Origin of the sequence: Litoreibacter albidus, from assembly GCF_900107015.1 — a bacterium.
GTDB lineage: Bacteria > Pseudomonadota > Alphaproteobacteria > Rhodobacterales > Rhodobacteraceae > Litoreibacter > Litoreibacter albidus.
The window spans coordinates 262,572-288,674 of the sequence record NZ_FNOI01000002.1 but is presented as its reverse complement, the minus strand read 5'-3'; the positions used below and the strand labels follow the sequence as shown (position 1 = coordinate 288,674).

Genomic DNA, 26,103 nt, shown 5'->3' with positions numbered 1-26,103 from the left:
CCAAGGTGCCATGTCAAAAGCATGTATGGTTGAACGCATTGATACAGAGATTCTCATCGTCGGCGGGGGGCCCGCAGGGTTGGCGACGGCATCAGCCTTACCAGAAGGGACATCCTCAGTTCTGGTGCACCAAGATCGGGAAATCGGGCAGCCGGTGCGCACGTCAGGTGGATGCTGGATGCGGGATGTCGACCGCCTCGGGCTTCCGGCTGAGCTCGCACACCCTGTCACCTGCGCGGACATATATTCGGACTACGAGCATCTTACGCTGGATATGTCGTCTGACCCTGTCGGGGTGCTGGATGTGACGGGCCTTTATCGTTGGCTGGCTCACCAGTCGAAGGCGGAAATTCGCTGCGCGACAAAATACCTGCGCACGCAGCGTGAGGGCGGGTTGTATGTATCGCGTATGCGCGAAGGTAAGCGTGAATACGAGGTCGCATCGCGGGTTATCGTGGATGCGTCCGGCTGGCATTCGTCTGTTTTGAAAAGTCTCCAGCTTGGCGCAGCGCCCGTGCGCCGCGGTATCGGGATCGAGTATGAGTATCCCGCGCCCGCGCATGACCCGAACCGTGCGGCTCTGTTCTTCGGCTCTGCCGTTCCAACGGGCTACGGCTGGGCGTTTCCGACGACGTCGGGCGCGTTGCGCCTTGGGGTTGGATTAATTGAACCGGACTCAGATGCTTCCCCTAAAGACTTGATGCGTGACTTTTTAGAGAGCGGCGGGCTTGACCGCATGGGCCTGCCCGTGCCCACCAATTTTCACGTGAACGCGGGCATTCTGCCGTCCACGCCCTTCGCGCCGAACCTCGTTTTCGGCAAAGTGATCCGCGTGGGGGATAGTGCGAATATGGCGACGCCGACGTTGGGTGAAGGCATCCGAATTTGCATTGAGCAGGGCCGCGCTTTGGGCGCGGCGTTGGGCGCACGGTCGCCTACTGCATTAAAACGCTGGGAGCGGGATGTCCGGCGAACGCTGGCGCTTCAGTACAAAATCGGGTTCGCGGCAAACAAGCGTGCGGCGGCCTACACGCCCGATGACTGGGATAGATCAGTGGTGCGCATGAAGACCTTGCCGCCGGAAGAGCTACTGCGGTTCTTTCGCAACGACTTTTCTGCCCGAATGATCGCACGCAGGGGCGCACAGGCATTCGGACGCAAGTTGTCGCGCACCTTGCTTGGCCGTTAACCTATGTGTTTCTCGCCGCGTTTTACGGCCAGTTTGATCTGCTTCTGTCGCTCGCGAAAACGCTCTTTATCCTCGGCGCTGGTCTCGTCCACGCACTGGTGGCAGCTCACGCCTAACTCGTAGCTGTCACGGCGCAGGTCTTCGGGTTGCAATGGGCGACGGCAGGCGTAGCACAGCTTTAGGTCGCCCTCCTTCAACCCGTGCCCAACCGAGACACGTCCGTCAAAAACGAAGCATTCGCCGTCCCAAGTGCTGTTCTCTTCGGGCACTTCTTCCAGATACTTCAGAATGCCACCCTGCAGGTGGTAGACGTCTTCAACCCCTTGTCCCAACAGATAGTTTGTCGATTTTTCGCAACGGATACCGCCAGTGCAAAACATGGCGACCCGCTTGTTATGGAAGCGATCTTTGTTGGCCTCCCACCATGCGGGAAACTCGCCGAAGCTTTTGGTCATCGGGTCAATCGCGCCCTGAAAGGTGCCGATGGCCACTTCATAATCGTTGCGGGTGTCGATCACGGCCACGTCCTCGGACTGAATCAGTTCGTTCCAGTCCTCGGGCTTCACATAATGGCCCGTGCGCGCAAGCGGGTCGACGTCGGGTTGGCCCATCGTCACGATCTCCCGCTTCAGGCGGACCTTCATGCGGTTGAACGGCATTTCCGAGGCCGTGGATTCCTTGTGCTCCAACTCGGCGCAGCCGGGTAGGGACCGCAGATGCGCCAGCAGGGCGTCGATGCCCGCACGGTTGCCTGCGACGGTGCCGTTTATTCCCTCCTTCGCCACCAACAGCGTACCGCGAACGCCTTCGCGCTCGCAAAGCTCAACAATGGCGGGGCGCAGACCGTCTGGGTCTGCGAAGCGGGTGAAGTGATAGAGTGCTGCAACTGTAAACATAAGGAGGCTTTACGACCGCGGGAATGCAGGATCAAGTGCGGGCTGTTGACGCAAGGCAAGCATACGCCTAGCAAGTTCAGGCAAAATCCCGGGAGGATGAAACATGCGCGCAACCGACGAAGCCTTGATCGTCATCGACGTTCAAAACGATTTTTGTCCGGGTGGCGCCCTTGCTGTCGCAGGCGGCGATGAGATCGTCGGCGGGATCAATGCGTTGATGTCCGAGTTCCATAACGTTGTTTTGACCCAAGATTGGCACCCCATAGGGCATTCCTCCTTCGCATCATCTCACGCGGATCAGGAACCGTTTTCGGTGACGACAATGCCCTACGGCCCACAGGTTTTGTGGCCGGATCACTGCGTTCAAGGGAGTGGTGGTGCTGAATTTCACAGCGAGCTGCGCACAGATGCCGCGCAAATGATCGTGCGTAAGGGCTTTAACCCAGCGGTCGACAGCTACTCCGCGTTTTTTGAGAATGATCGCACGACGCCTACCGGCCTAGAGGGGTACTTGCGCACGCGCGGTGTCAAGAAACTGACGATGGTCGGCTTGGCTTTGGATTTTTGCGTGAATTTTTCTGCGGTGGACGGCGCCAATCTGGGCTTTCACGTAACTGTGGAGCAAGATCTCTGCCGCGCGATCGACTTGGATGGCTCGCTTGAAGGTGCGTTAACTGGAATGACGGATGCTGGAGTGCAGCTAAATGGTTGATATTGCGTCGCGGGTTTATAACCACAAATGGAAGATTGACCCGATTGTGCGATCCCTGATCGACACTGACTTTTACAAGCTGCTGATGTGCCAATCGGTGTTTCGCAACAAGCGTGATACCAATGTGACTTTTTCGCTGATCAACCGCAGCAAGGATATCCGGCTGGCGGAACTGGTCGATGAGGGGGAGTTGCGCGAGCAGTTGGATCACATCCGGTCGCTGTCACTGTCACGCGGCGAAAGCACGTTTTTGCGCGGCAATACGTTCTACGGCAAACGCCAGATGTTCCGCCCCGACTTTATGGAGTGGTTCGAGAACGTCTCCATGCCCGCGTACCACCTTGAAAAGCGCGATGGTCAGTATGAGCTGACCTTCGAGGGCAAGTGGCCTGAGGTCATGTTGTGGGAAATTCCCGCTCTGGCCGTGCTGATGGAACTGCGCTCGCGGGCTGTGTTGAAAGACATGGGGCGTTTTGAGTTACAGGTGCTTTACGCGCGCGCCATGACGCGGCTTTGGGAAAAGGTCGAAAAGTTGCAGGGCGTTGATGACCTGCGCTTGGCCGACTTCGGGACGCGCCGTCGCCACAGCTTCATGTGGCAGGACTGGTGCGTGCAGGCGATGCAGGAAGGGCTGGGGCAAAAGTTCGTCGGCACGTCTAACTGCCTTATCGCGATGCGTCGGGAGGTGGAGGCCATCGGCACCAACGCGCATGAATTGCCGATGGTGTATTCCGCCCTTGCCGACAGTGACGACGCCCTGCGTCAAGCCCCTTATGACGTGCTGGCCGATTGGCACGAAGAGCATGAGGGAAACCTGCGCATCATTCTGCCGGATACATACGGCACCGACGGTTTCCTTGCGGGTGCGCCAGACTGGCTGGCGGGATGGACGGGCATCCGCATTGATAGCGGTGATCCTGCCGAGGGGGCGGAGCGCGCTATCGGTTGGTGGAAATCACGCGGCGAGGATCCAACGAAGAAGTTGGTGATTTTCTCGGACGGTCTGGACGTCGACAAAATCGTTGAGCTGCAATCGCAGTTTCGCGGGCGGGTACGGGTTTCGTTTGGTTGGGGCACGCTGTTGACCAACGATTTCCGTGGACTGGTCCCCGATAACGGGCTGTCGCCGTTTTCGTTGGTCTGCAAGGCGGTGTCGGCGAATGGTCGCCCGACGGTCAAGCTGTCGGATAACCCGCGTAAAGCCATGGGCCCCGCCGCAGAGATCGCGCGTTACAAACGCGTGTTCGGGGTGGGGGAGCAGGAAGACATCGACGTCGTCGTCTAATCGTCGTCGGTGACTTTGCCGCGCAGGTTTTTGACTTCGCCGCGCTGCTTCTTGCTGGCAATCCTGCGTCGTTGAGAGCCAAGCGTCGGGCGGGTTTTAATCCGGCGTTTAGGTGTTTCCAAAGCTTTGAGGATCAGATCGCGCAGACGTGTTTCTGCAAGGTCGCGGTTTCTGGCCTGTGATCTTGTGTCCTGCACGAAGATGATCAGCGCGCCCTCTGTTGTCCAGCGACGCCCCGCAAGCCGCTTCAGGCGGGCTTTGACGGGGGCGGTCAGGTTCGGAGAGCGCTCTGCCTCGAACCTAAGTTCGACGGCAGTAGCAACCTTATTGACGTTCTGCCCGCCCGGCCCTTGGGCGCGGGTGAAGCTTTCGGTCAGTTCCCAGTCTTCGATGGTTATGGTGTCGTTCACGCGGATCATGGGGCATTACTACCCCATGATCCGTTGCGTGAACACGTCAGATTAAGGTTTGCCCTTACCCTTGTATGGTTTCGCGCCAGCGCCTTTGCCGACGCGCGGCTTGGCTTTCCCACCCGGAGGTGTGAAGCGCTTTGATGTGTCGTTCGGGCTTGCGGCCGGACGTTTGCCTGCAGGCTTGCCGCCATCTGCCTTGCTGAAGGGCTTCTTGCCGCCCGGTTTTTTGTCGAACCGTGGCTTGTCGCCGTCTGCTTTTTTGAACGGCTTATCGCCATCGGTCTTGCGGAACGGTTTGTCACCGTCGGCCTTCTTGAACGGTTTCTTACCACCTGGCTTTTTGTCGTACGCTGGTTTGTCGCCGTATGGTTTCTTGTCGCCCTTTTTCTCGTATGGCTTCTTTTCGTACGGTTTTTTGTCACCGGCAGGACGTGGTTTATGACCTGTCACAGCACCGTCAGGTCGTGCGTCACTGATGCGCTTTCCGTTGCGTGGTTGCTCTGTTGCTGCGGGACGTGGTGGCGTGTCGAAGTCGCCGCGGTGAGGCTTTTTATCATACGGCTTCTTGTCGTAGGGTTTCTTCTCGTATGGCTTTTTGCCACCTTCTGGGCGCGGCATGGACGTGAAGTCAGGGGCCTTGTCCAAGCGTGTGACAATCGCGCCGTCTTCCAGCTTCATGCCCTCACCCAAGGCGCGCAAGAAGCCCTCTTCGCTGGATTTCAAAATCTCCACGAAGCTGGCGTTTTGCTGGATACGGATCGCGCCGATGTCGTCTTTTGTCAGGTCGCCGGCACGGCACATCGCGGGCAGCAACCAACGTGGCTCCGCGTTGTCCTTACGGCCAACCGAGATGGAGAACCAAACGCTCGCGCCAAAGGCGGGGCGGGCTTTCGGCGCGTCAGAGCTGGCTGGTGCCAGATCCTCTGGTGCGGATTGGCGTTCGCGGAACAGGCGGGTGTACGCGGTGGCGACTTGCTCTGGCGAGAAACGCTCGACCAGCTTTGTAACCAAACCGGCCTCGCTGTCGGTCGCGGTGTCGGTCCAGACCGGATCATTGAACAACCGCTCCTCGTCGCGTGCATTCACGTCGTCGGCTGATGGCGCTTCGCCCCACTCGGCCTTGACCTTGGCGCCTTGCAGCAGGCGCTCCGCTTTGCGGCGCATTTTGGCGGGAACGATCAACGCACTGACGCCTTTGCGACCCGCACGGCCTGTACGCCCTGAGCGGTGCAACAGCGTCTCATGGTTGTTCGGTAGTTCCGCGTGGATAACCAATTCAAGGTTCGGCAGGTCGATTCCGCGCGCCGCAACGTCCGTTGCCACACATACACGGGCACGCCCGTCGCGCAGCGATTGCAGGGCGTGGGTCCGCTCGTTCTGGCTCAATTCACCAGACAGCGCCACGACGGAAAAGCCACGGTTGGAGAAGCGCGTCGTCAGGCGGTTCACCATCGCGCGGGTATTGCAGAACACGATTGCGTTCGGGGCTTCGTAGTAGCGCAAAACGTTGATCAGGCTATTTTCGGCGTCGCGGGGGGCGACAGCCATAGCGCGGTATTCAATGTCCGAGTGCTGGCTGTTTTCGGCCTTCGTCGTGACGCGAACCGCGTCTTTCTGGTAGCTTTTTGCCAGCTTGGCGATGGATGCAGGAACCGTCGCGGAGAACATCAGCGTGCGGCGGGTTTCCGGCGCTTCGGACAGGATAAACTCCAAATCCTCGCGGAACCCGAGGTCCAGCATTTCGTCGGCTTCGTCCAACACCACAGCGCGTGCTTCGCTCAGATCGATAGAGCCGCGTTGGATGTGGTCGCGCAAACGACCAGGTGTTGCGACGACGATATGCGCGCCACGGTCCAAGGCACGGCGCTCATCGCGCATATCCATGCCGCCCACGCAGGACGCCACAACAGCGCCAGCCTTGGCGTAGAGCCACATCAACTCGCGCTTAACCTGCAAGGCCAGTTCGCGGGTGGGGGCAATGATCAGCGCCAAAGGCGCGGCGGCGCGGTCGAATTTCAGCGCGTCGCCCAGCAAGGTGGGGGCGATAGCCAAGCCGAACGCCACGGTCTTGCCGGAGCCGGTTTGCGCGGACACCAGCAGGTCGGCGTCGCCGTACTCTGTGTTGGTCACTTCAGTTTGGACGGGAGTCAGGTCGGTGTAGCCGCGCTCTGTAAGCGCGTCTTGAATAGTTTGTATCACGGGTCACTCTTTTCTGGTCAGGGCGGGAAAGAAAACGGCAGCCACCCCTATTTGGCCACCAAACGCGGCCCGTGCCCTGAGAGCGCACCGCAAGTGGGCCGCAATACGCTGCTTGGGCACCGTTGTATAGGGGGTGCGTTCAATCGGCCCGGAAGTTATGGTTCGCGCTCGCAACAGGAGACATCGAAATGATCGAAAGAATTGGAACCGGCCCGCGCGCAAGCAAGGTCGTGAAGCACAACGGCGTGGCCTACATCAGCGGGCAAGTCGGCGAGGGTCAAGGTATCAAGGAGCAGACCGAGGAGTGCTTGCGCCGCGTAGACGAGATGCTGGAATTGGCAGGGTCTTCGCGCGAGAAGATGCTGCGTGCGACCATTTGGCTTGCGCATATGTCCGACTTCGCGGGGCTGAACGAAGTGTGGAATGCATGGGTGCCGGACGGGCACGCGCCAGCGCGGGCCTGCGGCGAGGCGCGTTTGGCGCGGCCAGAGTTGCTGGTGGAAATCATCGTGGACGCAGCTTGCGACTGAATGAGCGAAAATCAGTGAACAAAAGAAAGGGCGCCCACAGCACGGGGCGCCCTTTCCGAGATCTGATGGAGGTGGGTCAGGTTGATCCTGAGACCGATACCTCGGTGTGAGTAAGGGGGCTGCCCCTAGACACGCACCTCCGTACCTTGCCCGACACGTTGCTCCAATATCACTCTAGACATGGACACCTCCTTTCAATGGTTGCTGTTGAATAGAAAGGTGCCACATCTTGTGGATAACTCAAGTATTTTCTACGCGATTTTGTGTGAAAGTTTTCCGACAATGATCCGGAACGGGATCAGCGCGATCAATGCAATCGCCAGTTTGACCCCCCAATCCGCAATCGCGAGTGACACCCATAGCGGCAGAACAGGGCCTTGACCCAGAAGCGGAACGCCTTCCCAAGCCCATGAAATTGCGTCGTTATTGGCCGTGCCGAACAGGGTGATGAAGGCTGCAAAGGCGATGGTGAAGAACAAGGTCGTGTCAACGATTGAGCCTATAAGCGTCGAGGCCAAAGGTGCTTTCCACCACTGGCCTTCGCGCAAGCGGTCAAAAATCGACACGTCCAAAAGTTGTGCAGTCAGGAAGGCGATCGCGGATGCCACGGCGATGCGCAGCGGTACGGCGGGGCCATATTCCAACATGATCTGCGACCCGATCAGCGAACAGATGATGCCCACAATAAACCCTGCAAAGACCACACGCCGCGCGGCGGAGACGCCGTAGACGCGGTTCATCACATCGGTGATCAGGAAGGCGATAGGATAGGTGAAGGCGCCCCATGTTAGCCAATCCCCGAAAAGGTACTGAACAAGGACGTTGGAGGCCACAACAGTGATGGCCATGGCAAGGATGCCAGGAAGAAGACGTGTCATAATGTAATTCCGTTTTGACAAGGTAGCGGAGACTTGAAGTTCGAGGGCCGCATTTAAGGGAGCGGTTAGGGGCTGGCAAGCGATATATAGCCGCGCGCAGACTTCGCTCTTGTGACGTGGCGTGCTCTTGTCGCGATGCGCGCTACGCGGGGCGCAACCCCGTTTCGACCAACATCCCGCGCCGTTTGGCCTCGTAGTAGTAGCCGCGCGAGTACCATTTTACAGCTTCGTCAAAGCTACCATCGGACAAGAGCCACGCGCCGCGCAGATATTTGACCGCGTACTTCAGGTTGGTCTCGGCATCGAGCAGGCTCTCGGGTGGGCCGCGATGCCCCATGGTGCGGGCGGTGGCGGGCAGGATTTGCATCAAGCCATAGTAGGGGCCGTTGCGGGCCTCGGGGCGGTGGGTGCTTTCGCGGATGATCTGGCGATGCACCAAGGCGCGCGGGACGTCGTAGAAATCCGCGTAGTTGTTGATCAGCAAGCGCAGCTCTGGCGTTTCGTTCGGATGGAGCGGGATACGCTGGGACTGCTGGGTGGGCTCCTGCGGTGCGGCGCCGGAGCAACCGGCGACGGCCAGCGACAGAAAGATGAGGAATGCGCGTATCATGCTAAAAGCAATACCCGTCGTATGCGGGGCTGCCAAGCGCGGCGGCGCGGGGTCGGCGGGTTGCCGCTAAACGCCAGCGGCCACAATCGCATCCGCCAGAACTGGCACGGATTGCGCATTTAGGCCCGCGATGTTCATGCGGCTGTCGGATACCATATAAACCCCGTGGTTTTCGCGCATCTGTGCGACCTGCGCTTCAGTTGCACCCAAGCGGGAGAACATGCCACGGTGCTGCGCCAGAAAGTCGAACCGGTCCGAATTAGTCCGCTTGCGCAGCGCGTCGGCCAAGTTTTGCCGCAGGGCGAGCATGCCCGTGCGGATACCGTCCAGCTCCTCCAACCAATCCGCGCGCAGCGCGTCGTCGCCCAGAACCAGCGTCACCAACCGCGCCCCATGATCGGGCGGGAAGGAATAGTTTTGGCGGTTCAGATGCGCCAAGGTGCCTTGGGTCAGCGCCGTCTTTGATGGGTCTTGGGAGACGGCCATCAAAACGCCTGCGCGTTCGCGGTATATCCCGAAGTTCTTTGAGCAGCTGGCTGCGATTAGCATTTCCGGTTGGGTTTTTGCCAAGTGGCGCGGGCCAAAGGCGTCCGCGTCCAAGCCGTCGCCGAAGCCTTGGTAGGCGATGTCGACAAAGGGGATCAACTGCTTAGCCTTTAACAGATACGCCACCTCCTGCCACTGGCTTGCGGTCAGGTTGGCGCCCGTAGGATTGTGGCAGCAGCCGTGCAACAGCACCACATCCCCCGGCTTGGCGGCGTCCAGATCGGTAAGCATGCCCCCGAAGTCGACGCCGCGCGTGGTGGCGTCAAAATAGCGGTATTCAGCCATTGGCATGCCAAGATAGCGGATGATCGACGGGTGGTTGGGCCATGTTGGCGCAGACAGCCAGACCGTGGCACTAGGCGACGCCATTTTGATAAGTTCCAGCGCTTGCCGAATGGCCCCTGTGCCACCAGGCGTGGCGGCTGCGGCGACCTGATCGGGGGCTGCGGCGGTGCCAAGCACCAGTTCGCGCATTGCGTTGTGGTAGCCGACGTCGCCCGCAAGGCCCGTGTAGCTTTTGGTGGTCTCGGTTTCCCACAACATCTGTTCGGCCGCTTTCACAGCCCGCATCACAGGCGTTTCGCCTAACGCGTTCTTATAGACGCCGACGCCTAGGTCGATCTTGTCGTCTCGTGGGTCATCGCGGTAGGCGGCCATGAGCGACAGAATTTTGTCTGCGGGCTGGGCCGTCAGCGCCTCGAACATTATCCGGTCTCCACGGCGAGCTGTTCAAACTGGCCCCACTCTGCCCAAGACCCGTCATACAGCGCGTGGTTCCGGTTGCCGATCCGCTCCAGCGCGAGGCTTAGGATTGCCGCTGTGACGCCGGACCCGCAGGTGGTGATAACCGGCTTCGACAGATCAACCTTCGCGTCATGGAACACTTCGCGTAGCTCCGAGACGGATTTCATCGTGCCATCCGCGTTCAATACCGATTTATACGGCAGATTCTGCGAGTTCGGGATGTGCCCCGCGCGCAGGCCTTTGCGCGGCTCCGGCTCTTCGCCTTTGAAGCGGGGGGCGCCACGGGCGTCCAGTATGGTGTGGTCGCCCAGCTTAGAGGCTGCGGCCACTTGTGTTACGTCGCGCACCAATGGTGCTTGGCGATGAATGGTGATGTGGCGTTCCTTGTGTACGGGAGGCAGATCTTCGGTCGGGCGGCCCTCCGCGATCCACTTGGGGTAGCCGCCGTCCAGCACCGCGACATCGGTTTTGCCCATGAGCCGGTAAAGCCACCACACCCGCGCGGCGGAGAACAGGCCCGCGCCATCATAGACAACGATCTGGTGGCCGTCGCCCACGCCAAGCGCGCGGGAGCGGGACATGAATTTTTCCACCGGCGGCGCCATATGCGGCAGGGCGGAGCGCGTGTCGCTGATCTCGTCAATGTCAAAGAAGCGCGCGTTGGGGATGTGCCCGCGGTCGTATTCGGCGCGGCCGTCACGGTTCATATCGGGCAGATACCAAGACGCGTCAATGATGCGCAGATCGGGATCATTGAGGTGATCCTCCAGCCATTTGGTGGATACAAGCGTCTTGGGATCGTCAGTCATTGCACAGCCTCCGAGCGGAATTGCCTTTTGGTAGACCTGTGATGGGGCAGAGGCAAGTGCGGGCTATTATGTTTGGTGTCGGGAGGGGGGAACCGCCGCGCCGCCAGTCGGCTTTGACGCGTAAATGACTCCCCTAGCAGTGCCAGGGGATTGTGTTCGAAGGTGGTAACCCCGAAGCTGCACATATGGCGAACGAAGTAGAATTCTCTTTCAACGCACTGCCGGAGCCCGCGCGACGGCACATTCGGGTCTTTCAAATACATCAGTTTCTTGATCGGTTTGCTATGGGGCTCACGGTGGCCGTAGTTGCGCTGGCGCTGGCAGATCGCGGCATGGACCTTTTCCAGATTTCGCTTCTGTTCGGGGTCTACTCAATCACCACGATGGCGATGGAACTCCCGTTCGGCGGCTTGGCCGATAACATCGGGCGCAAACCGGTATTTCTGGCGGCGGTCGTCGCCAGCTTGATGTCGCTGGCGCTGTTCCTGTTTGCCAGTGATTTCTACGTTTTGGCTATGTCATTTGCGTTCATAGGGTTTGGGCGCGCACTACGGTCAGGTACGCTGGATGCGTGGTTCGTTGAGACGTTTAAAGCCAACGCGCCAAATGTGGATGTCCAACCCGCGCTTGCCAAAGCGCAGTGGGCCAATTCCATGGGCTTGGCTGTCGGGGCCGTTTTGGGTGGCGTCTTGCCCGACGCATTTGGTTCGGCCGGTCAAAGGTATGGATTAAGCATCTATGACGCTTCCTATGCCGCAAGCTTTGCTGTGATGGTTGGCGTGTTGATTTACACCATATTCGCCATCGATGAGAAACCGCGCCCGCTTAGCCCAAGCGCGCTCAAGCACGGGTTCGCAAACGTCCCGTCGGTGATCACAGGGGCCGGTCTCCTTGCGTTGAAACACCCTACGCTCTTAGTGCTTCTAACGGCCCTAGCGTTCTTCATAATGGCAACCAATCCCGTCGAAGTGATCTGGCCAACATACGCCAAACCAATGTTGGATCAGAGCTACGCAAATACTGCGATTGGCGCCCTGACGGCCTGCTACTTTTTCTCAATAGCGTTTGGTGCATCACTGTCCCCCTACATCAGCCGGATATTCAAGCGGCGCCACGCGATCACACTTGCCGCAGTTTTCGCGTGTCTCGCGGCTGTTCAGGTGGCACTGGCGATGCAAGGCAGCATCGGCGGGTTTGTAGGCGCATTCATTGCGTACTCCATCCTGCTTGGCGTAAGTGAAACACCTGCCAGCAGCATCCTGCATAAATGTGTGGAAGATCGGCAGAGGTCGACAATGCTGTCTCTGCGGTCCCTGATACAACAGCTGGGGGCGGCGTTGGGGTTGGTTTTGGTAGGAGCCATGGTCGAGGTTTATTCCACACCTGTTGCATGGATTTTCGGCGCGGGTTTTCTGGGCGTAGCAGCGATTTTGGTCGGTGTGCTTGCGATGCGGCTAAGGACGATGCCAAGATAGCTGACCTTCATCCCGAAGCCCGTCTCTACCGGTTTTCCTTCATCAAACGCGCTTTGGAGCGTTGCCAGTCGCGTTTCGCCGACGTCTCGCGTTTATCGTGGAGCTTTTTACCCTTTGCGATACCGATTTTGATCTTCGCGCGGCCTTTGTGGTTGAAGTACAAAACCATCGGCACCAGCGTCATGCCCTCACGCTGGGTGGCGGACCAAAGCTTGGCCAGTTCTTTTTGCTTTACCAACAGCTTGCGGCGGCGGCGTTCCTCGTGCTGGAACGTTTTTGCCTGCTCGTAGGGGGGGAAGTAGCTGTTTACCAACCACAGCTCGCCCTCTTCAACGGCGGCGTAGCTTTCAGCGATCTGGGCTTGGCCGGTGCGCAGGGATTTAACCTCGGACCCTTCCAGCAGAATGCCGCACTCGAGGTCATCCTCGATTGCATAGTCAAAGCGGGCGCGGCGGTTCTCCGACACGACTTTGTAGTTCCGCTCTTCAGCTGTTTTGGGTTTCTTGGCCATAGTGGTCTCTAGGTAGGGAGGGCGCGTCTTGGGGTCAATCCCAAGAGCAAATTTGATCACACGGTGTCAAACACCGACCAGTTCATCGCCAAAGACAGCTGCTCCAACGCGATGGTGCCCAGCAGCGAGTTGCCAAAGCTGTTCAACCCCGGCGCCCAGACCGCGACAGAGGCCACGCCGGGCACAATCGCCAGAATGCCGCCGCTGACGCCGCTTTTGCCCGGGAAGCCGACGCGGTAGGCGAATTCGCCAGAGCCATCGTAGTGCCCGCAGGTCATCATCAAGGCGTTGATGCTGCGCACGTGGCGATTCGCGATCATCTCGTCCTCGGGGTTCAAGCCTGCCAAGAAACGCCCCGCGCGGGCAAGTTGCTGGCAGTTCAGCTCTATGGCGCATTGGTGGAAATAGGTGCCGAGGGTTAGCTCGCACTCGTGGTAGAGGTTGTCGGTGGATTTCAGGAAATGGGCCAGCGACCAATTGCGATCTCCGGTCAGGTTTTCCGAGCGCGCCATGTCTTCGTTGATATATATGTCGGCATCACCCACGGCGTAGCGCACGAATTGCACGATCTCAGCCAGTGTTTCCTTCGGGGTGCGTCCTCCGATCAGCGCGTCGGTCACAACAATAGCGCCCGCGTTCACGAAAGGATTGCGCGGCTTGCCGCCGCCCAGCTCCAGATCGACGACCGAGTTGAAGGCGTTGCTGGTCGGCTCACGCCCCACACGGCTCCACAACCCGTCGCCGTAGCGGCCAAGCGCCATCGCCAAGGAAAACGCCTTGGAGATGCTTTGCATGGAAAAGCGGGTGGTGACGTCGCCGCAACTGAATTGCTGCCCGTTGGCAAGGCAGACCGACATGGCGAATTGGTTGGGGTCTACGGTCGCCAGCTCTGGGATGTAGTTCGCGACAAGGCCCTTGTCGGGGGCCTTGCGCATATATTTTTCGATCCGTGATAGCGTGTCTTCAAGCATCTTCGATCCTTTGCAATTGGGGATCATAGAAAACGAAGAAGGCTAGTTGATTAGCCCAGCGTAGACCATTGCGTCCTTGATGGCGGCCTTGGTGCTATCCTCTAGCGTGGTCAGAGGGGAGCGCACGGCTTCGTCGCATTTGCCAAGCAGCGACACGCCATATTTTGCGCCCACAAGACCCGGCTCTGTGAAGATCGCGTTGTGTAGGGGCATCAGGCGGTCCTGATAAGTCAGGGCTGTTTTGTAATCGCCCTCGGCCATCGCGTTCTGGAACTCCGCGCACAGGCGCGGCGCCACATTGGCGGTGACCGAAATGCACCCGACGGAGCCATGCGCGTGTGCGCCCAAGGCCGTCGCGTCCTCGGCAGAGAACTGCAAGAAGTCGGTGCCACAGGTGATGCGTTGCTGAGAGACCCGCGCGATGTCGGCGGTCGAGTCTTTAACGCCGATGATCATCGGGTGCTTAGCCAAGGTGCCCATCGTTGCAGGTGTCATGTCGATGACGGACCGTGCGGGGATGTTGTAGATGATGATCGGCAGGCCACAATCTGCCGCCGCAGTGAAATGCGCGATCAATCCGCGTTGGGTCGGCTTGTTGTAGTAAGGCGTGACCACAAGCGCCGCGTCCGCGCCGACTTCTTTTGCGTGCTGCACAAGGCGCACGGTTTCGGCGGTATTGTTGGAGCCCGCGCCTGCAATGACCGGAACCCGACCGGCAGCGGCTTTCACCACGGCCTCGACCACGGCGTCGTGCTCGTCGTGGCTCACGGTTGGGCTTTCGCCTGTCGTGCCCATCGGAACCAGCCCGTGAGAGCCTTGCTCGATGTGCCATTCAACCAAGTGTTTGAGCGCGTCAAAATCCACTGCGCCGTTTTTGAACGGCGTGACCAGTGCGGGCATTGAGCCTTTGAACATGACACGTTCTCCTTTGATTAAGATGTCTGTTTGTCCGGATACCGTTGGCGGAACGCCGCTGCAAGGGGGTTGATAGCATCTAAGTGAGTTGCAAGGCGCGACAGCCGACTTAGGTAATGCATGTGAGTCGGATGAAAGGTTGGCTGTGTTCGCAAGGGTTTTGGGTGCTGTTTTAACGGTCTGGATAGGCTGTGTGGGCGGCGTGGCGGCACAAGACAGGTCGCCGTTTGCCAAGGCCGTGGCAAACGCGGGCGCGCGAGACTGGGACAGGGTGAACGCGACCCGCGCCACGCTGACTGATCCGGTGCAGCGCGAGGTGCTGGACTGGATGCGGATGCGCGGACGGCAGGGTAGCTTCGCCGAGTGCGTCGACTTCCTGACCCGAAACAGCGATTGGCCAGGGTTGCCGCTGCTGCAACTGCGTTGCGAATATTCGATTCCGCGCGATGGCGCTGACCCGCAGACTGTTTTGGACTTCTTCAACAACACCATCCCGCAGACGGGCACAGGCTCCTTGCGGTTGATCGAGGCGCTGACGGCCACAGGCCAGCGCGACGAGGCTGTGCAAGAAGCACGCCGCGCGTGGCAAGTTTTCAACTTGGCGCAGGTGGAGCACTCCACATTTCTAGAACGCCATGGTGACGCCCTGAAAGACTTGCACACCGTGCGTCTGGACATGCTGTTGTGGCGTGGTGAGGAAACCGCCGCCCGCCGCATGTTTGAGTTGGTGTCCGAGGATTGGGTGACACTTGCGAACGCCCGACTGACCCTGCGTAACCGTGGGAACGGTGTTGATGCGATGATTACGGCAGTGCCAGCGGCGCTCGCCGAAGATGCGGGCCTCGCCTATGAGCGCTTCTTGTGGCGCGCACGCAAGGGTCGTGTGGACGACGCGGTAGAGGTGCTGTTGCAGCGCTCCCTCTCCGTGCAGGATTTGGGGCGTCCGGTCGAATGGGCAAACCGCAGGCGGTCGCTTGCGCGCCAGCTCATGCGCGACGGAAAGCACGCGCAGGCCTACGCCGTAGCATCGCAGCATTTTCTGACGGCGGGGTCCGACTACGCCGATCTGGAATGGCTCGCGGGGTTCATCGCACTGCGCAAGCTGGACGCGCCAAAGCAGGCACTGGCGCATTTCAACAACTTCCAAGCGGCGGTTGAGACACCGATTTCCCTCGGGCGGGCAGGCTATTGGCTGGGTCGCGCCTACGAGGCTGACGGCGCAGAAGACGTGGCGAAAGCCGCCTATGAGTTCGGGGCGCTTTACCAGTCGTCGTTCTACGGCCAGCTGGCCGCTGAACGCGCCAACGTGCCACGTGACCCGAAGATGACGGGCGGCGAGAAATTCCCCGACTGGCGCGACGCGACGTTTACTAAATCCACCGTCTTCAAGGCTGCGGTAAAGCTGCACGAAGCAGGCCTGCGCAGTTTGGCCGAGCGGTTCTTGGTGCATCTGGCTGAAAGCCAGTCGCGCACCTCTATCGGCCAGATGATTGATATGGCCTTGGAGTGGAACGAACCGCATATCGCGCTGATGTTGGCTAAGGAGGCAGCGCGCCAAGGGTTCGAGATATACCACGGCTACTTCCCGCTTGCGGTGCCGCAAGGCGTGGCGATGGAGGTTCCAGAGGAGTTCGCACTGGCCATTGCGCGGCGCGAAAGCGAGTTTGACCCCGTAGTGGTCAGCGGCGCGGGGGCGCGTGGGCTAATGCAGCTGATGCCAGCCACGGCGCAGGAAGTCGCCGGTGAATTAGGTGAGGACTTCGCACTTTCACGGCTGACCGAGGATCCGCTCTACAATGCCCGTCTCGGTACGGCGTATCTGCACGGCCTGTCAGAGCGTTTCAGGGGCAATCCGGTGCTGATGTCTATCGGCTATAACGCGGGCCCCAGTCGGGCGGAGCGCTGGCCGGAGCTGTTTGGCGACCCGCGCAGCGAAGATGTCGATGTCATCGACTGGATCGAAGGAATTCCGTTCCGCGAAACCCGCAACTACGTCATGCGCGTCACAGAAAGCTTTGCTCCCTATAGGGCGCGGCTCAACGGTAAGGTCGACAACATCAAGCTGAGCGCCCAGCTCAAGCAGTAGCGCGGCGCGCGCGCCATAGGGTGAAAATGCCCGCAGCAATCACCAGGCCCGCGCCGATCACCACGTTGATGCGCAGGTCTTCGTTGAACACCAGAAGTCCGATGACGGCAACAAACACCAAGTGCAGATAGGCGAAGGGCTGCACGGCGGAGGCTTCTGCGATCTCGTAGGTCTTGATCAGCAGGTAGTGCCCAGATGCGCCGGTGATGCATAGCCCCAGCATCCAGAGCCAGTCGCGCGGCGCCATAGGCTCCCAAAACCAGATGCCCACCAGCGATATCGCTACGGCCCCCGCAATGCCGGTCCAGAAAAAGCTGGTCTCAGCGGTGTCCTTGCGCGCGGCGTAGCGCGTCAGCAACGTGTAAAGCGCGAACAGCAGCGCCGCGGTCACAGCGATCAGCGCATAGGGGCTGAACACCCCGCCGCTGGGCTGCAAGATGATCATCACGCCCACAAATCCCACGCCAATCGCGGCCCATCGGTAAAGCCCGACTTTCTCTCCCAAAATGGGGCCAGATAGCGCGGCGACAATCAGCGGGTAGGATATGAACACGGCCATGCTTTCGATCAAGCCAAGCAAGGTGAACGCCGCGACCATCACGCAAATCTCCAGCGCTAGAAGGACGCCCCTGAAGGCCTGCAAAACCGGCTGTCGCGTACGGGCGACCAGCGCAATGGAGCCTGCCCGCTTGGCGGATACCGTCAGCACGAACGCCGCGAAGAACCAGTAGCGGATCATCACAACCATGAGGACATTGTATTCCCCTGCCAAGTACCGCGACAGCCCGTCTTGGACGGCGAAGATGAACATGGTGAGGATCATCAACAGAATGCCACGCTTGGTGTCGGTGCTGCTCATCTCAGGCGGCCCACGCTCATGTGGCGTTTGCGCCCGAAGCCTTTGACGCGCGACACATCAAAGCCCGCGTCGTCAAGGCTGCGGCGCACGTGACCGGCGGCGGTGTAAGTGGCAAAAGTGCCGCCCGTTGCTGTGTGGCGACCGACTTGGGCCATCAACTCCGGCGACCAGAGTTCAGGGTTCTTGGCAGGGGAAAATCCGTCCAGAAACCACGCGTCCGCCTTGCCATCCCAAGCGGCCAACGTGTCACGCGCGTCCCCGATGATGATATCGGCGTGCAGCCTGTCGGTGCGTATGCTGGTGGCTGGCCAATGGTCCAACAGCGGGGCAGGGTCGAGGGTCGGGAACGCCTTCAACGCGGTCTCAATATCGGCGCGCCCCATCGGATAGGCCTCAAAGCTGGTGAAATGCAACGTGCCCGCGCCCCTATGCGCGTCAAGCGCGGTAAGCATGGACAGGCCCGTGCCAAAGCCCAGCTCCGCGATGTGGAACCCGTCGCGGTAGCGGGCGGGCAGGTCATTGCCCGCGAGGAATACGTGGCGGGTCTCGTCCAGACCGCCCGCAAGGGAGAAGTAAGGGTCGTCAAACCGCGTCGAGACGGGGATCACGCCGTCGCGCCATTCTAGGTGTGCTGTCTGGTCGCTCATGTCGCTTTGCCTTAGGTTCCCACCGAGCGACACTGAGCAAAGGGGGCAATCTTGTCCAGAGCAGAAGTAACGGTGCTAGGCGCAGGTATCTTTGGCCTGTCGGTGGCGTGGGCCTGCGTGCGGCGTGGCGCACGGGTACGGGTGATTGATCCGAACGGCGTGGCTGCCGGATCGTCGGGTGGTATTGTGGGGGCGCTGGCCCCGCATACGCCGGAGCGTTGGACTGACAAGAAACAGTTCCAACTGGATAGCCTGCTGATGGCAAAAGACTTTTGGGACGACGTGGCCCGAGCCTCCGGTCTGCCCACGGGATACGGGCGCCTCGGGCGCCTTCAACCCGTGGCGGATGAGGCAGCGCTGGCCTTGGCGAAACTTCGCGCGGGGTCCGCGCGCACGCTTTGGGGCGATGCGGCGGAATGGCGGGTGGAAGCCGCGCCCGACGGGTGGTGTCCGACGGCCCCCATGGGGCAGGTGATCTTCGACACGCTCTCCGCACGCCTGCACCCGCGTCAGGCTTGCTTGGCCTTGGCAGGGGCGATCGTGGAGATGGGCGGGGAGATCATGCGCGACGGCGCGCAGGAGGGTGCGGTCGTCCATGCGACAGGTGTCGCGGGGCTCGCGTCCATGTCCGCACAGCATACACGGGAGGTTGGCAACGGCGTCAAAGGGCAGGCGGTGCTGCTGGACTACGCGGCAGATGGTCTGCCGCAGCTGTATTTCGACGGTTTACACGTGGTGCCCCATGCGGACGGTACGGTCGCGATCGGCTCCACGTCGGAGCGATACTTCGAGGCGCCCGCGTCTACCGATGCGCAGCTTGATGACGTCCTCGCGCGGGCGGTGGCTGGCGTGCCACTGCTTGGCGAGGCCAAGATCATCGCGCGGTGGGCCGGAGTACGCCCGCGCGCACGGACCCGCGCCCCGATGCTGGGCCAGCACCCGTTCGAGAAGGGTGCCTATGTCGTCAACGGCGGCTTCAAGATCGGCTTCGGCATGGCGCCGAAAATTGCTCAGGTCATGGCCGATTTGGTGTTGGACGGCGTCGATCACATACCGCCGGACTTTCAGGCGGAAAAATCGCTCTGAGGCGCCGTTCCATGGCTTTGCCGTTGCAAATGGTCTCGCTCTGCTCAAAGACTGCTCACGGGAAGAAACGGAGGGTCCGATGACACAACGACATGGCGGCGCAATTCTGGCGGAGCAGCTGAAAATCCAAGGTGTGACGCGGGTGTATTCGGTGCCGGGGGAAAGCTTTCTAGCAGCGCTGGACGGGCTTTATGAGAGTGACATTCAGAATGTGGTATGCCGCCAAGAAGGCGGCGCGGCCATGATGGCGGAGGCCCATGGCAAGCTCACCGGACGCCCGGGCGTTGCCTTTGTCACCCGTGGGCCGGGTGCCACCAACGCGTCCTCGGGGCTGCATGTGGCGATGCAAGACAGCACGCCAATGATTTTGTTCGTAGGGCAGATCGCCCGCGCCCACCGCGACCGCGAGGCCTTTCAAGAGGTTGATTACCGCCAGATGTTTGGCGGCTTGGTCAAATGGGTGGCCCAGATCGACCAGACGGACCGCCTGCCGGAATACATCGCCCGCGCGTTCCAGATTGCGCAATCCGGACGTCCCGGTCCGGTGGTTCTGGCGCTGCCCGAAGACATGCTGTCGGCAATGACCGACGTCGCCGACAGACCAGCCGCGCAGCCGGCCCGCGCAATGCCTGCGCCCGCTGATGTGGCTCGCATCGTGCAGATGCTGGGGCAGGCTAAGCGGCCTTTGGTTGTGGCGGGCGGTCCCGGCTGGTCTGCGCAAGCTGCCGCCGACATGCAGCGCTTTGCCGAGGGGATGGACCTGCCGGTTGCTGTCCCATTTCGCCGCCAAGACTACGTTAACAATGACAGTGCGCACTATGCGGGGGATCTTGGCGTTGGCATGAACCCTGCGCTGGCAAAGCGCTTGAAAGACGCGGATCTGCTGCTGGTCATTGGCGCGCGGGTTGGCGACATTCTGACGGATGGCTACACGTTGCTAAACCCGTCAAATCTGGGGAAGACCTTAATCCACGCGCACCCCAGCCCCGACGAGCCGGGGCACGTCTACGCTCCGGATTTCGCTTTGGCATGCGATAGCGAGGCGCTGATTGCGGCGCTGGCGGACGCTGGCGGGCGGGCGGGCGACTGGGCCGGTTGGCGCGCGCAGGCCCGCGCCGACTATGAGGTGTGGCAGACACCAAAGGAGACACCGGGCCCTGTCAAAATGGAGCAAGTCATCGGGTGGATGTCCGAAAATTTGCCGCATGACGCGATCCTGACGAACGGGGCAGGCAACTACGCGGCCTTTGTGCATCGCTACTACCGCTTTCGCAGCTATAAGACGCAGGTTGCTCCCACCTCCGGCTCCATGGGCTACGGCTTTCCCGCGTCAATCGCGGCGAAGCTCGCGCACCCAGAGCGCACGGTCATTTGCTTCGCGGGCGATGGCTGTTTCCAGATGACCTGCAACGAGATGTCCACCGCGATCCAGCATGGCGCGGCGGTGATTGTGATTGTCGTGAACAACGGCAAGTATGGAACCATTCGCATGCACCAAGAGAAAACATACCCCGGTCGCGTGTCAGGCACGATGATTGCCAACCCCGACTTCGCAGCCCTTGCGCGGGCGTATGGCGGGTATGGGCAAACTGTGACCCGCACCGAAGATTTCGCCGCGGCGTTCAAGCAAGCGCAGGCGGCGGGAGTGTTATCTGTGATTGAGCTGCAACTCGACGACGAGGTGCTGTCGACCGGTATGACGCTTTCCGAGACACGGGCGATTGGCGAGAGCGCAAACTAACGGTCCTTCAGGGGGCACACGCAGTCCCCCTGAAGCAACCGAAGACACTCTGGAAGAGGCTTCACCTTGGACGGCCATCGGGTTTCCACCCTGTACCGCCCCGCCAATAAAGCGGGTATTGGTTTCATCTTGGTTAAAATATTCCCGCCGGAGGCATCTCAGTTATCAACACACGCGCAAGTCGCGGTGAAGGAGCCTCCGGCGGGAATATTTCTGCCAAGATGAAGCACGCGATTAGTGCATCTAAGGCGGGCGTGTTAAGCTTAATGCAAGGTTAGTATTCGACGCCGATTTGCGCTTTGATGCCGGAGCGGAACGGGTGTTTGACCAGCTCCATTTCTGTGACAAGATCGGCGATCTCGATCAACTCGTCCTTGGCGTTACGGCCGGTCAAAACCACATGTGTCATGTCGGGCTTTTCCTCGGCGAGGAACGACACGACCTCGTTAATGTCGATGTAGTCGTATCGCAGCGCTATGTTGATTTCGTCGAGCAACACCATGTGGTTGGACGGGTCGCGGATTAGCTCTTTGGCCTTCGACCAAGCGGCTTGCGCCATCTCTATATCGCGGGATTTATCTTGGGTTTCCCATGTGAAGCCCTCGCCCATTGTGTGAAACTCGCAGGTGTCGGAAAACTTGCCAAGGATCAGGTCGCGCTCACCGGTACTCATGCCGCCCTTGATGAACTGGACAACGGCGCATTTCATGTCGTGCGCGATACAGCGGAAAATCATTCCGAACGCGGCGGAGCTTTTGCCCTTTCCCTTGCCAGTGTGGACAATGATCAAGCCACGTTTATCGGTTTTCGTGGCCATGATCTTGTCGCGCGCGGCCTTCTTCTTGGCCATTTTTGTGGCGTGACGGGACAGGTCTTCTGGGGTGTCGTGGGTCATGGTGCGCTCCGGATGTCTGTTGCTTTAACCTGAAAGAGCATGGCGGGTGATGCAAGCTTTAAGGTGGTAGGGCTTTGTTAACTGGTCTGCCGTTAAGGTGGTGCGGTTGTCATCGTTAAATGGGGTCTTCATGCGGTTTTTCTTTCTCGCCACGTTGGGCTTGGCGTCGGCCTGTGCTGCGCCGGGCATCAGCGTGATGGGCGGGCAGACGCGTGTCGCGCGCGTTGGGGAATACAGCTTTACCGTTCACCATAAAGGGAGCCGCGCCGAGGCGTACCGCACCAACGTTATGGCCCGCCCGCAAGCGCGCGAGGTATTCGCCGCAGGGGCCACAGCGATTGAGCAGGTGACGGGCTGCCGCGTTGTACGCAGTTCTGTGCGGGGGGATGTTGCGCTGATACAGGGTGACTTGTTGTGCTAATGTCATAGTAGCCCGTCGATCAGTGCCCGGGCGGAGTTGGATTTAGGCGACCATAGTCCGCGCTCGATCGCCTCCTTCAGGCGCTCCGCCATTTCGCGCAGCGCGGCGGGGTTGTGTTCAGCGATGAAGTCACGCGTGTCGTCGTCTTCCAGATAGGCCTGATGCACCAGATCGAAGTGATGCGACTTGGCCGCGCCCGTCGTGGCCGCAAATGCGAAGAGGTAGTCCAATGACGCCGCCATCTCGAAGGCGCCCTTGTAGCCGTGGCGCTTCACACCTTCGATCCACTTCGGGTTCACCACGCGGGAACGCACAACGCGCCCTATTTCATCCTCCAGCGTGCGGATGACGGGACGTTCCGGGCGGGAGTGATCATTGTGGTAAATCGGGCGGGCTTGGCCTTGGATCGTCTCAATTGCCGCGGCGGCTCCACCTTCGAATTGATAGTAATCGTCGCTGTCCAGAATGTCGTGTTCGCGGTTGTCCTGGTTTTGCACAACCCCTTCGACCTGTCCCAAGCGGGCCTCGAACCCTGCGCGGTCACGGGTGCCTTCGGACCCTTTGCCGTAGGCGTAGCTGCCCCATTCCAGATAGGCCTCGGCGAGGTCGGATTTGTCCGCCCACAGACGCTCGTCGATCATTGCTTGCAGACCCGCGCCGTAGGCACCGGGTTTCGACCCGAAGACGCGGTGGCTTTGCCCTTCCGCGCGGAAGCGTGTGGCGGCGGGGTTGTCGGCGTCCGGCTCGTCCAGCTCCATCACCGCGCGCGCGGCGCTGTCTACCAGCGCGATCAGCTGTGGGAACGCGTCGCGGAAGAAGCCGGAGACGCGCAGCGTGACATCCACACGTGGGCGGCCCAGCACGCCCATAGGCAGGATTTCAAAGCCGGTGACGCGGCGGTTGGCGGCGTCCCATTTAGGTTTGCACCCCATCAGCGCCAAGGCCTGCGCGATGTCGTCGCCGCCGGTGCGCATGTTGGCCGTGCCCCAAGCGTTCAGCAGCAAAGCGCGTGGCCAGTCGCCGTGGGTTTGCAGGTGTTTTTCAATTAGCAGGTTCGCGGATTTCCACCCCAATGCCCAAGCGGTCGGAGTGGGAACCGCACGGCTATCGACGGAGAAAAAGTTGCGCCCCGTTGGCAGCACATCCATTCGTCCGCGGGTCGGGGCGCCGGAGGGCGCCGGGGCGACGAAGTGCCCCTTGAGGGCGCTGAGAAGGCCCGCCCCCTCCATAGGTCCACAGGCCGCGACAGTCGGGGACACGTGGTCGCGGATGTGATCCATGACGGCCGCGCTTGCGAGCCCCGGGGGCGTTTCGCCCTCCATCATCCGAACGGCTAAATCCTCAAGCCGCTCCACCGTGTCACCGGTGCTTCGCCATGTGCCACCCGTGAGCGTGTCAGGGCGGGGGCCTGTCCAAGGCGCCGCCAATTCAGCGGACAGGGGATCGAACCCCAGCTCCAGATCATCGGCCAAAGCACGGATGATTGACGCGTCAGCGCCCTTGCCGTCGCCGCGCGCCACGCGGGTCAAGGCGATGGTCAGATCGCGGGCTTGCTCAGCTTCGGGCGACACGCCAAATACGTGCAGCCCGTCGCGGATTTGCGCCTCTTTCAACTCGCACAGATAGGCGTCAAGCTTGGCCAGATCGCCGTCCTCATCCCCACAGAACCCGACGTCTTCCGAGAGCCCCGTGGCGGACGTCATGGACAGGATTTCGCGGCGCAAGTATTCGATCCGGCGCGGGTCCACGCCTGCGGCCTCATAGTACTCGTCGACCAAGGCCTCCAAGTCTTTCAGCGGCCCGTAGGTCTCTGCCCGCGTCATCGGCGGCGTCAGGTGGTCAATGATCACCGCTTGCGCACGGCGCTTGGCTTGGGTGCCTTCGCCGGGGTCATTGACGATAAACGGGTAGACGTGTGGCATCGGGCCAAGCACGGCTTCGGGCCAACATTCTTCCGAGAGAGCCACGGCTTTTCCGGGCAGCCATTCGAGGTTGCCGTGTTTGCCCATGTGAACGATGGCATGTGCGCCAAACTCATGGCGTAGCCAGAAGTAAAAGGCGAGGTAGTTGTGCGGCGGCACCAGATCAGGGGAATGATAGGTGTCGGTCGGATCGATGTTATACCCGCGCGCGGGTTGCAGGCCGACGACGGCGTTGCCAAACTTGTGGATGGACAACTTGAAGTGGGTGCCGTCAAAGAACGGATCGGTCTCTGGTTTCCCCCAGCGATCCTCCATTTGCTGACGCAGCGCGTAGGGCAGTGCCATGTACTCCGCGCGGTAAGCCTCCAGCGACAAGGCTTCGCCGCCCTCTCTGTCGGCGCGGTCTGTCAGCCAGTTTGTTGGGCCCGCCATGATGCGATCCATCAAGGCTTTACTGTCCTCAGGCGCGCCCTCAACGGTGTAGCCTTCACCAGCCAAAAGCTCCAAAACATGCGCAGTGGCGGCGGGCGTGTCCAAGCCCACCCCATTGGCCAAGCGCCCGTCTTTATTTGGGTAGTTGGCAAGGATCAGCGCGACCTTGCGCTCCGCCGTTTTTGCGCGGCGCAGCTTTGCCCAATTGGCGGCCAGATCGGCGACAAACTGGATGCGGTCGCCGCGCGCGCGGTAGGCGGCAATCGCGCATTCGGTGGCGTCGTCGAAATAGGCCTCGCCCTTGAAGCTTACCGCACGCGACAGGATGCGCCCGTCAACTTCGGGCAGGGCTACATTCATCGCGATGTCACGGCCGGACAAGCCTGTTAACCCGTCGGCCCACGCCTCCTCGGAGGAGCCTGAGAAGATCACCTGAAAAATGGGGGCCTGATTGGCGAAGTCTGCGGCCAGCGGGTTGAACGCCTCCGCGTCGCCCTGATGCGGGGAGCCGGTGGCGAAGGAGGTCGCATTCAAAATGACATCCGGCGGGGCCTGCAAAAACAACCTCTCCAAAGTGGCGAGGCTGATAGGGTCTTTCAAGGACGCCAGAAAGATCGGCAACGGGTTCATCCCTGCGCGCAGCAGCGATTTCACCAACCGGTTGACGGGGTTCAGCCCCGCGCCTTGCACGAGCGCACGGTAGAAAACCAGCGGCACAATTGGCGCATCTGGCGTCCATGCCGCCTGCGCGGCACTCAGGTCGGCGATGCCCGCGCCGGGCCAGTAGACGCCCGCGCGCAGCAGGGGTGCTGCGGGGGAAGGGCGCTCCGCATCCGTGATCATGGCTTGGGCGTAGTTCAGGAAGTTCTCGGTGTTGGCAGGCCCGCCTTCCACCAGATAGGCCCAAAGCGCGTCATAGTCCGCGTCGGATACCGTGGACAGGCCGCGTAGCTCCGCGTCGGGTTTGTCGTCCCCCGGCAGTAAGACAAGCGGCACGCCTGCGTCGTGCAGATGTGCCGCGTATTGCTCCGCCCCGTACTTCCAGTAGCCAACCCCGCCCAGCACGCGTGCAATCACAAGTTTGGATTTCACCGCGCAGGCCTCGATATGCAGATCGACCGACATCGGATGTAGCAGATGCATCATGGAGGCAAGGCGCAGCGTCGGGGGCGAAGACAACTCGCCCCGCGCGGCTGACAGCGCGGCCAGCTCCGTATCGGCGGCAGAGATAAACACTACGTCGGCGGGCGTTTGGCCTAAATCAACGGGTTCTTTCCCGTCGTCGATGCTTCCGGGGGTGGCGGCAAGAAGGTGCATTATATGCCTCCAAT

23 protein-coding genes are annotated in these 26,103 nt (G+C 60.6%); 9 read left to right on the top strand and 14 right to left on the bottom strand.

Annotated elements, in window-relative coordinates; translation table 11 throughout:
• The first annotated feature begins 25 nt into the window (after positions 1–25).
• Positions 26–1,189: an NAD(P)/FAD-dependent oxidoreductase gene (locus BLW66_RS06430; protein WP_089946230.1), complete on the top strand. Its 1,164-nt coding sequence runs from the start codon at positions 26–28 to the stop codon at positions 1,187–1,189.
• Here BLW66_RS06430 and trhO read toward each other — a convergent pair.
• Positions 1,186–2,085, bottom strand: coding sequence for an oxygen-dependent tRNA uridine(34) hydroxylase TrhO (gene trhO / locus BLW66_RS06425; RefSeq protein ID WP_089946228.1), 900 nt, complete (start codon positions 2,083–2,085; stop codon positions 1,186–1,188). The two genes, BLW66_RS06430 and trhO, sit on opposite strands and share 4 nt — an antisense overlap.
• 103 nt (positions 2,086–2,188) lie before the next feature.
• On the opposite strand from trhO, the gene pncA reads away from it, so the two are divergent.
• Positions 2,189–2,797, top strand: a complete 609-nt coding sequence (pncA, locus tag BLW66_RS06420) for a bifunctional nicotinamidase/pyrazinamidase (RefSeq protein ID WP_089946227.1) — start codon at positions 2,189–2,191, stop codon at positions 2,795–2,797.
• Positions 2,790–4,082, top strand: coding sequence for a nicotinate phosphoribosyltransferase (gene pncB, locus BLW66_RS06415; protein ID WP_089946225.1), 1,293 nt, complete (start codon positions 2,790–2,792; stop codon positions 4,080–4,082). The genes pncA and pncB overlap by 8 nt, the downstream gene beginning before the upstream one ends.
• On the opposite strand, the gene arfB is transcribed toward pncB, so the two are convergent.
• Together arfB and BLW66_RS06405 are read right to left on the bottom strand one after the other, a co-directional pair.
• The gene (gene arfB, locus BLW66_RS06410) at positions 4,079–4,501 is read right to left on the bottom strand and encodes an alternative ribosome rescue aminoacyl-tRNA hydrolase ArfB (RefSeq protein WP_089946223.1); all 423 of its coding nucleotides are present in this window, start codon (positions 4,499–4,501) and stop codon (positions 4,079–4,081) included. The genes pncB and arfB overlap by 4 nt on opposite strands.
• 42 nt (positions 4,502–4,543) lie before the next feature.
• Positions 4,544–6,694, bottom strand: coding sequence for a DEAD/DEAH box helicase (locus BLW66_RS06405; protein WP_089946221.1), 2,151 nt, complete (start codon positions 6,692–6,694; stop codon positions 4,544–4,546).
• A gap of 188 nt (positions 6,695–6,882) precedes the next feature.
• Between BLW66_RS06405 and BLW66_RS06400 the strand changes: the two genes are divergently transcribed.
• On the top strand, positions 6,883–7,224 hold the full coding sequence (locus BLW66_RS06400) for a RidA family protein (protein ID WP_089946220.1): 342 nt from the start codon (positions 6,883–6,885) through the stop codon (positions 7,222–7,224).
• A gap of 251 nt (positions 7,225–7,475) precedes the next feature.
• Here the strand turns inward: BLW66_RS06400 and BLW66_RS06395 are convergent, their stop codons facing one another.
• The 4 genes from BLW66_RS06395 to sseA all read right to left on the bottom strand — a co-directional run bounded on the left by BLW66_RS06395 (position 7,476) and on the right by sseA (position 10,811).
• The gene (locus BLW66_RS06395) at positions 7,476–8,102 is read right to left on the bottom strand and encodes a queuosine precursor transporter (protein WP_089946218.1); all 627 of its coding nucleotides are present in this window, start codon (positions 8,100–8,102) and stop codon (positions 7,476–7,478) included.
• 142 nt (positions 8,103–8,244) lie between these two features.
• A complete protein-coding gene (locus BLW66_RS06390; RefSeq protein ID WP_089946216.1) occupies positions 8,245–8,712 on the bottom strand; it encodes a lytic transglycosylase domain-containing protein in 468 nt (155 codons plus the stop codon).
• A gap of 66 nt (positions 8,713–8,778) precedes the next feature.
• A complete protein-coding gene (locus BLW66_RS06385; RefSeq protein ID WP_089946214.1) occupies positions 8,779–9,963 on the bottom strand; it encodes an amino acid aminotransferase in 1,185 nt (394 codons plus the stop codon).
• Positions 9,963–10,811 carry a 3-mercaptopyruvate sulfurtransferase gene (sseA, locus tag BLW66_RS06380; protein WP_089946213.1) on the bottom strand — a complete coding sequence of 283 codons (849 nt, stop codon included), beginning with the start codon at positions 10,809–10,811 and terminating at the stop codon, positions 9,963–9,965. The genes BLW66_RS06385 and sseA overlap by 1 nt, the downstream gene beginning before the upstream one ends.
• 185 nt (positions 10,812–10,996) lie before the next feature.
• Here sseA and BLW66_RS06375 point away from each other — a divergent pair, with 185 nt between their 5' ends.
• A complete protein-coding gene (locus BLW66_RS06375; protein ID WP_089946212.1) occupies positions 10,997–12,286 on the top strand; it encodes an MFS transporter in 1,290 nt (429 codons plus the stop codon).
• A gap of 25 nt (positions 12,287–12,311) precedes the next feature.
• Here BLW66_RS06375 and smpB read toward each other — a convergent pair whose 3' ends face one another.
• From smpB to dapA, 3 genes are read right to left on the bottom strand one after another with little or no spacing between them, the layout of a single operon-like run.
• Complete coding sequence (gene smpB, locus BLW66_RS06370; protein WP_089946210.1) at positions 12,312–12,797, bottom strand: SsrA-binding protein SmpB; 486 nt, start codon at positions 12,795–12,797, stop codon at positions 12,312–12,314.
• A 56-nt stretch (positions 12,798–12,853) separates the two neighbouring features.
• Positions 12,854–13,768, bottom strand: coding sequence for a glutaminase (locus BLW66_RS06365; RefSeq protein WP_089946208.1), 915 nt, complete (start codon positions 13,766–13,768; stop codon positions 12,854–12,856).
• A gap of 42 nt (positions 13,769–13,810) precedes the next feature.
• Positions 13,811–14,683, bottom strand: a complete 873-nt coding sequence (gene dapA / locus BLW66_RS06360; RefSeq protein WP_089946206.1) for a 4-hydroxy-tetrahydrodipicolinate synthase — start codon at positions 14,681–14,683, stop codon at positions 13,811–13,813.
• Positions 14,684–14,828: 145 nt separating this feature from the next.
• Here dapA and BLW66_RS06355 point away from each other — a divergent pair, with 145 nt between their 5' ends.
• Entirely contained in the window at positions 14,829–16,769 is a 1,941-nt protein-coding gene (locus BLW66_RS06355) for a lytic transglycosylase domain-containing protein (RefSeq protein WP_244508594.1), read from the top strand.
• Here BLW66_RS06355 and BLW66_RS06350 read toward each other — a convergent pair.
• Together BLW66_RS06350 and mnmC2 are read right to left on the bottom strand one after the other, a co-directional pair.
• On the bottom strand, positions 16,759–17,628 hold the full coding sequence (locus BLW66_RS06350; protein ID WP_089946202.1) for a DMT family transporter: 870 nt from the start codon (positions 17,626–17,628) through the stop codon (positions 16,759–16,761). The two genes, BLW66_RS06355 and BLW66_RS06350, sit on opposite strands and share 11 nt — an antisense overlap.
• Positions 17,625–18,275 (bottom strand): tRNA (5-methylaminomethyl-2-thiouridine)(34)-methyltransferase MnmC2, encoded by a 651-nt coding sequence (gene mnmC2, locus BLW66_RS06345; protein WP_089946199.1) that lies wholly within the window; start codon positions 18,273–18,275, stop codon positions 17,625–17,627. The genes BLW66_RS06350 and mnmC2 overlap by 4 nt, the downstream gene beginning before the upstream one ends.
• 51 nt (positions 18,276–18,326) lie before the next feature.
• On the opposite strand from mnmC2, the gene BLW66_RS06340 reads away from it, so the two are divergent.
• Together BLW66_RS06340 and BLW66_RS06335 are read left to right on the top strand one after the other, a co-directional pair.
• Positions 18,327–19,361 (top strand): NAD(P)/FAD-dependent oxidoreductase, encoded by a 1,035-nt coding sequence (locus tag BLW66_RS06340; RefSeq protein ID WP_089946197.1) that lies wholly within the window; start codon positions 18,327–18,329, stop codon positions 19,359–19,361.
• Positions 19,362–19,440: 79 nt separating this feature from the next.
• Complete coding sequence (locus BLW66_RS06335) at positions 19,441–21,102, top strand: thiamine pyrophosphate-binding protein (protein WP_089946196.1); 1,662 nt, start codon at positions 19,441–19,443, stop codon at positions 21,100–21,102.
• A 274-nt stretch (positions 21,103–21,376) separates the two neighbouring features.
• On the opposite strand, the gene cobO is transcribed toward BLW66_RS06335, so the two are convergent.
• Positions 21,377–21,997 carry a cob(I)yrinic acid a,c-diamide adenosyltransferase gene (gene cobO / locus BLW66_RS06330; RefSeq protein ID WP_089946194.1) on the bottom strand — a complete coding sequence of 207 codons (621 nt, stop codon included), beginning with the start codon at positions 21,995–21,997 and terminating at the stop codon, positions 21,377–21,379.
• 130 nt (positions 21,998–22,127) lie between these two features.
• Between cobO and BLW66_RS06325 the strand changes: the two genes are divergently transcribed.
• On the top strand, positions 22,128–22,418 hold the full coding sequence (locus tag BLW66_RS06325; RefSeq protein ID WP_089946192.1) for a hypothetical protein: 291 nt from the start codon (positions 22,128–22,130) through the stop codon (positions 22,416–22,418).
• Positions 22,419–22,420: 2 nt separating this feature from the next.
• Here BLW66_RS06325 and cobN read toward each other — a convergent pair whose 3' ends face one another.
• Entirely contained in the window at positions 22,421–26,089 is a 3,669-nt protein-coding gene (cobN, locus tag BLW66_RS06320; RefSeq protein ID WP_089946190.1) for a cobaltochelatase subunit CobN, read from the bottom strand.
• Positions 26,090–26,103 lie beyond the last annotated feature (14 nt).

What these genes read in the sequence shown, in the direction of transcription:
- BLW66_RS06325 (WP_089946192.1), top strand. Translation starts at nt 22,128, where the DNA reads ATGCGGTTTTTCTTTCTCGCCACGTTGGGCTTGGCGTCGGCCTGTGCT.
- sseA (WP_089946213.1), bottom strand. Translation starts at nt 10,811, where the DNA reads ATGACTGACGATCCCAAGACGCTTGTATCCACCAAATGGCTGGAGGAT.
- BLW66_RS06385 (WP_089946214.1), bottom strand. Translation starts at nt 9,963, where the DNA reads ATGTTCGAGGCGCTGACGGCCCAGCCCGCAGACAAAATTCTGTCGCTC.
- smpB (WP_089946210.1), bottom strand. Translation starts at nt 12,797, where the DNA reads ATGGCCAAGAAACCCAAAACAGCTGAAGAGCGGAACTACAAAGTCGTG.
- BLW66_RS06390 (WP_089946216.1), bottom strand. Translation starts at nt 8,712, where the DNA reads ATGATACGCGCATTCCTCATCTTTCTGTCGCTGGCCGTCGCCGGTTGC.
- arfB (WP_089946223.1), bottom strand. Translation starts at nt 4,501, where the DNA reads ATGATCCGCGTGAACGACACCATAACCATCGAAGACTGGGAACTGACC.
- pncB (WP_089946225.1), top strand. Translation starts at nt 2,790, where the DNA reads ATGGTTGATATTGCGTCGCGGGTTTATAACCACAAATGGAAGATTGAC.
- BLW66_RS06430 (WP_089946230.1), top strand. Translation starts at nt 26, where the DNA reads ATGGTTGAACGCATTGATACAGAGATTCTCATCGTCGGCGGGGGGCCC.
- BLW66_RS06395 (WP_089946218.1), bottom strand. Translation starts at nt 8,102, where the DNA reads ATGACACGTCTTCTTCCTGGCATCCTTGCCATGGCCATCACTGTTGTG.
- BLW66_RS06350 (WP_089946202.1), bottom strand. Translation starts at nt 17,628, where the DNA reads ATGAGCAGCACCGACACCAAGCGTGGCATTCTGTTGATGATCCTCACC.
- mnmC2 (WP_089946199.1), bottom strand. Translation starts at nt 18,275, where the DNA reads ATGAGCGACCAGACAGCACACCTAGAATGGCGCGACGGCGTGATCCCC.
- pncA (WP_089946227.1), top strand. Translation starts at nt 2,189, where the DNA reads ATGCGCGCAACCGACGAAGCCTTGATCGTCATCGACGTTCAAAACGAT.
- BLW66_RS06375 (WP_089946212.1), top strand. Translation starts at nt 10,997, where the DNA reads ATGGCGAACGAAGTAGAATTCTCTTTCAACGCACTGCCGGAGCCCGCG.
- cobO (WP_089946194.1), bottom strand. Translation starts at nt 21,997, where the DNA reads ATGACCCACGACACCCCAGAAGACCTGTCCCGTCACGCCACAAAAATG.
- BLW66_RS06365 (WP_089946208.1), bottom strand. Translation starts at nt 13,768, where the DNA reads ATGCTTGAAGACACGCTATCACGGATCGAAAAATATATGCGCAAGGCC.
- trhO (WP_089946228.1), bottom strand. Translation starts at nt 2,085, where the DNA reads ATGTTTACAGTTGCAGCACTCTATCACTTCACCCGCTTCGCAGACCCA.
- cobN (WP_089946190.1), bottom strand. Translation starts at nt 26,089, where the DNA reads ATGCACCTTCTTGCCGCCACCCCCGGAAGCATCGACGACGGGAAAGAA.
- BLW66_RS06335 (WP_089946196.1), top strand. Translation starts at nt 19,441, where the DNA reads ATGACACAACGACATGGCGGCGCAATTCTGGCGGAGCAGCTGAAAATC.
- BLW66_RS06400 (WP_089946220.1), top strand. Translation starts at nt 6,883, where the DNA reads ATGATCGAAAGAATTGGAACCGGCCCGCGCGCAAGCAAGGTCGTGAAG.
- dapA (WP_089946206.1), bottom strand. Translation starts at nt 14,683, where the DNA reads ATGTTCAAAGGCTCAATGCCCGCACTGGTCACGCCGTTCAAAAACGGC.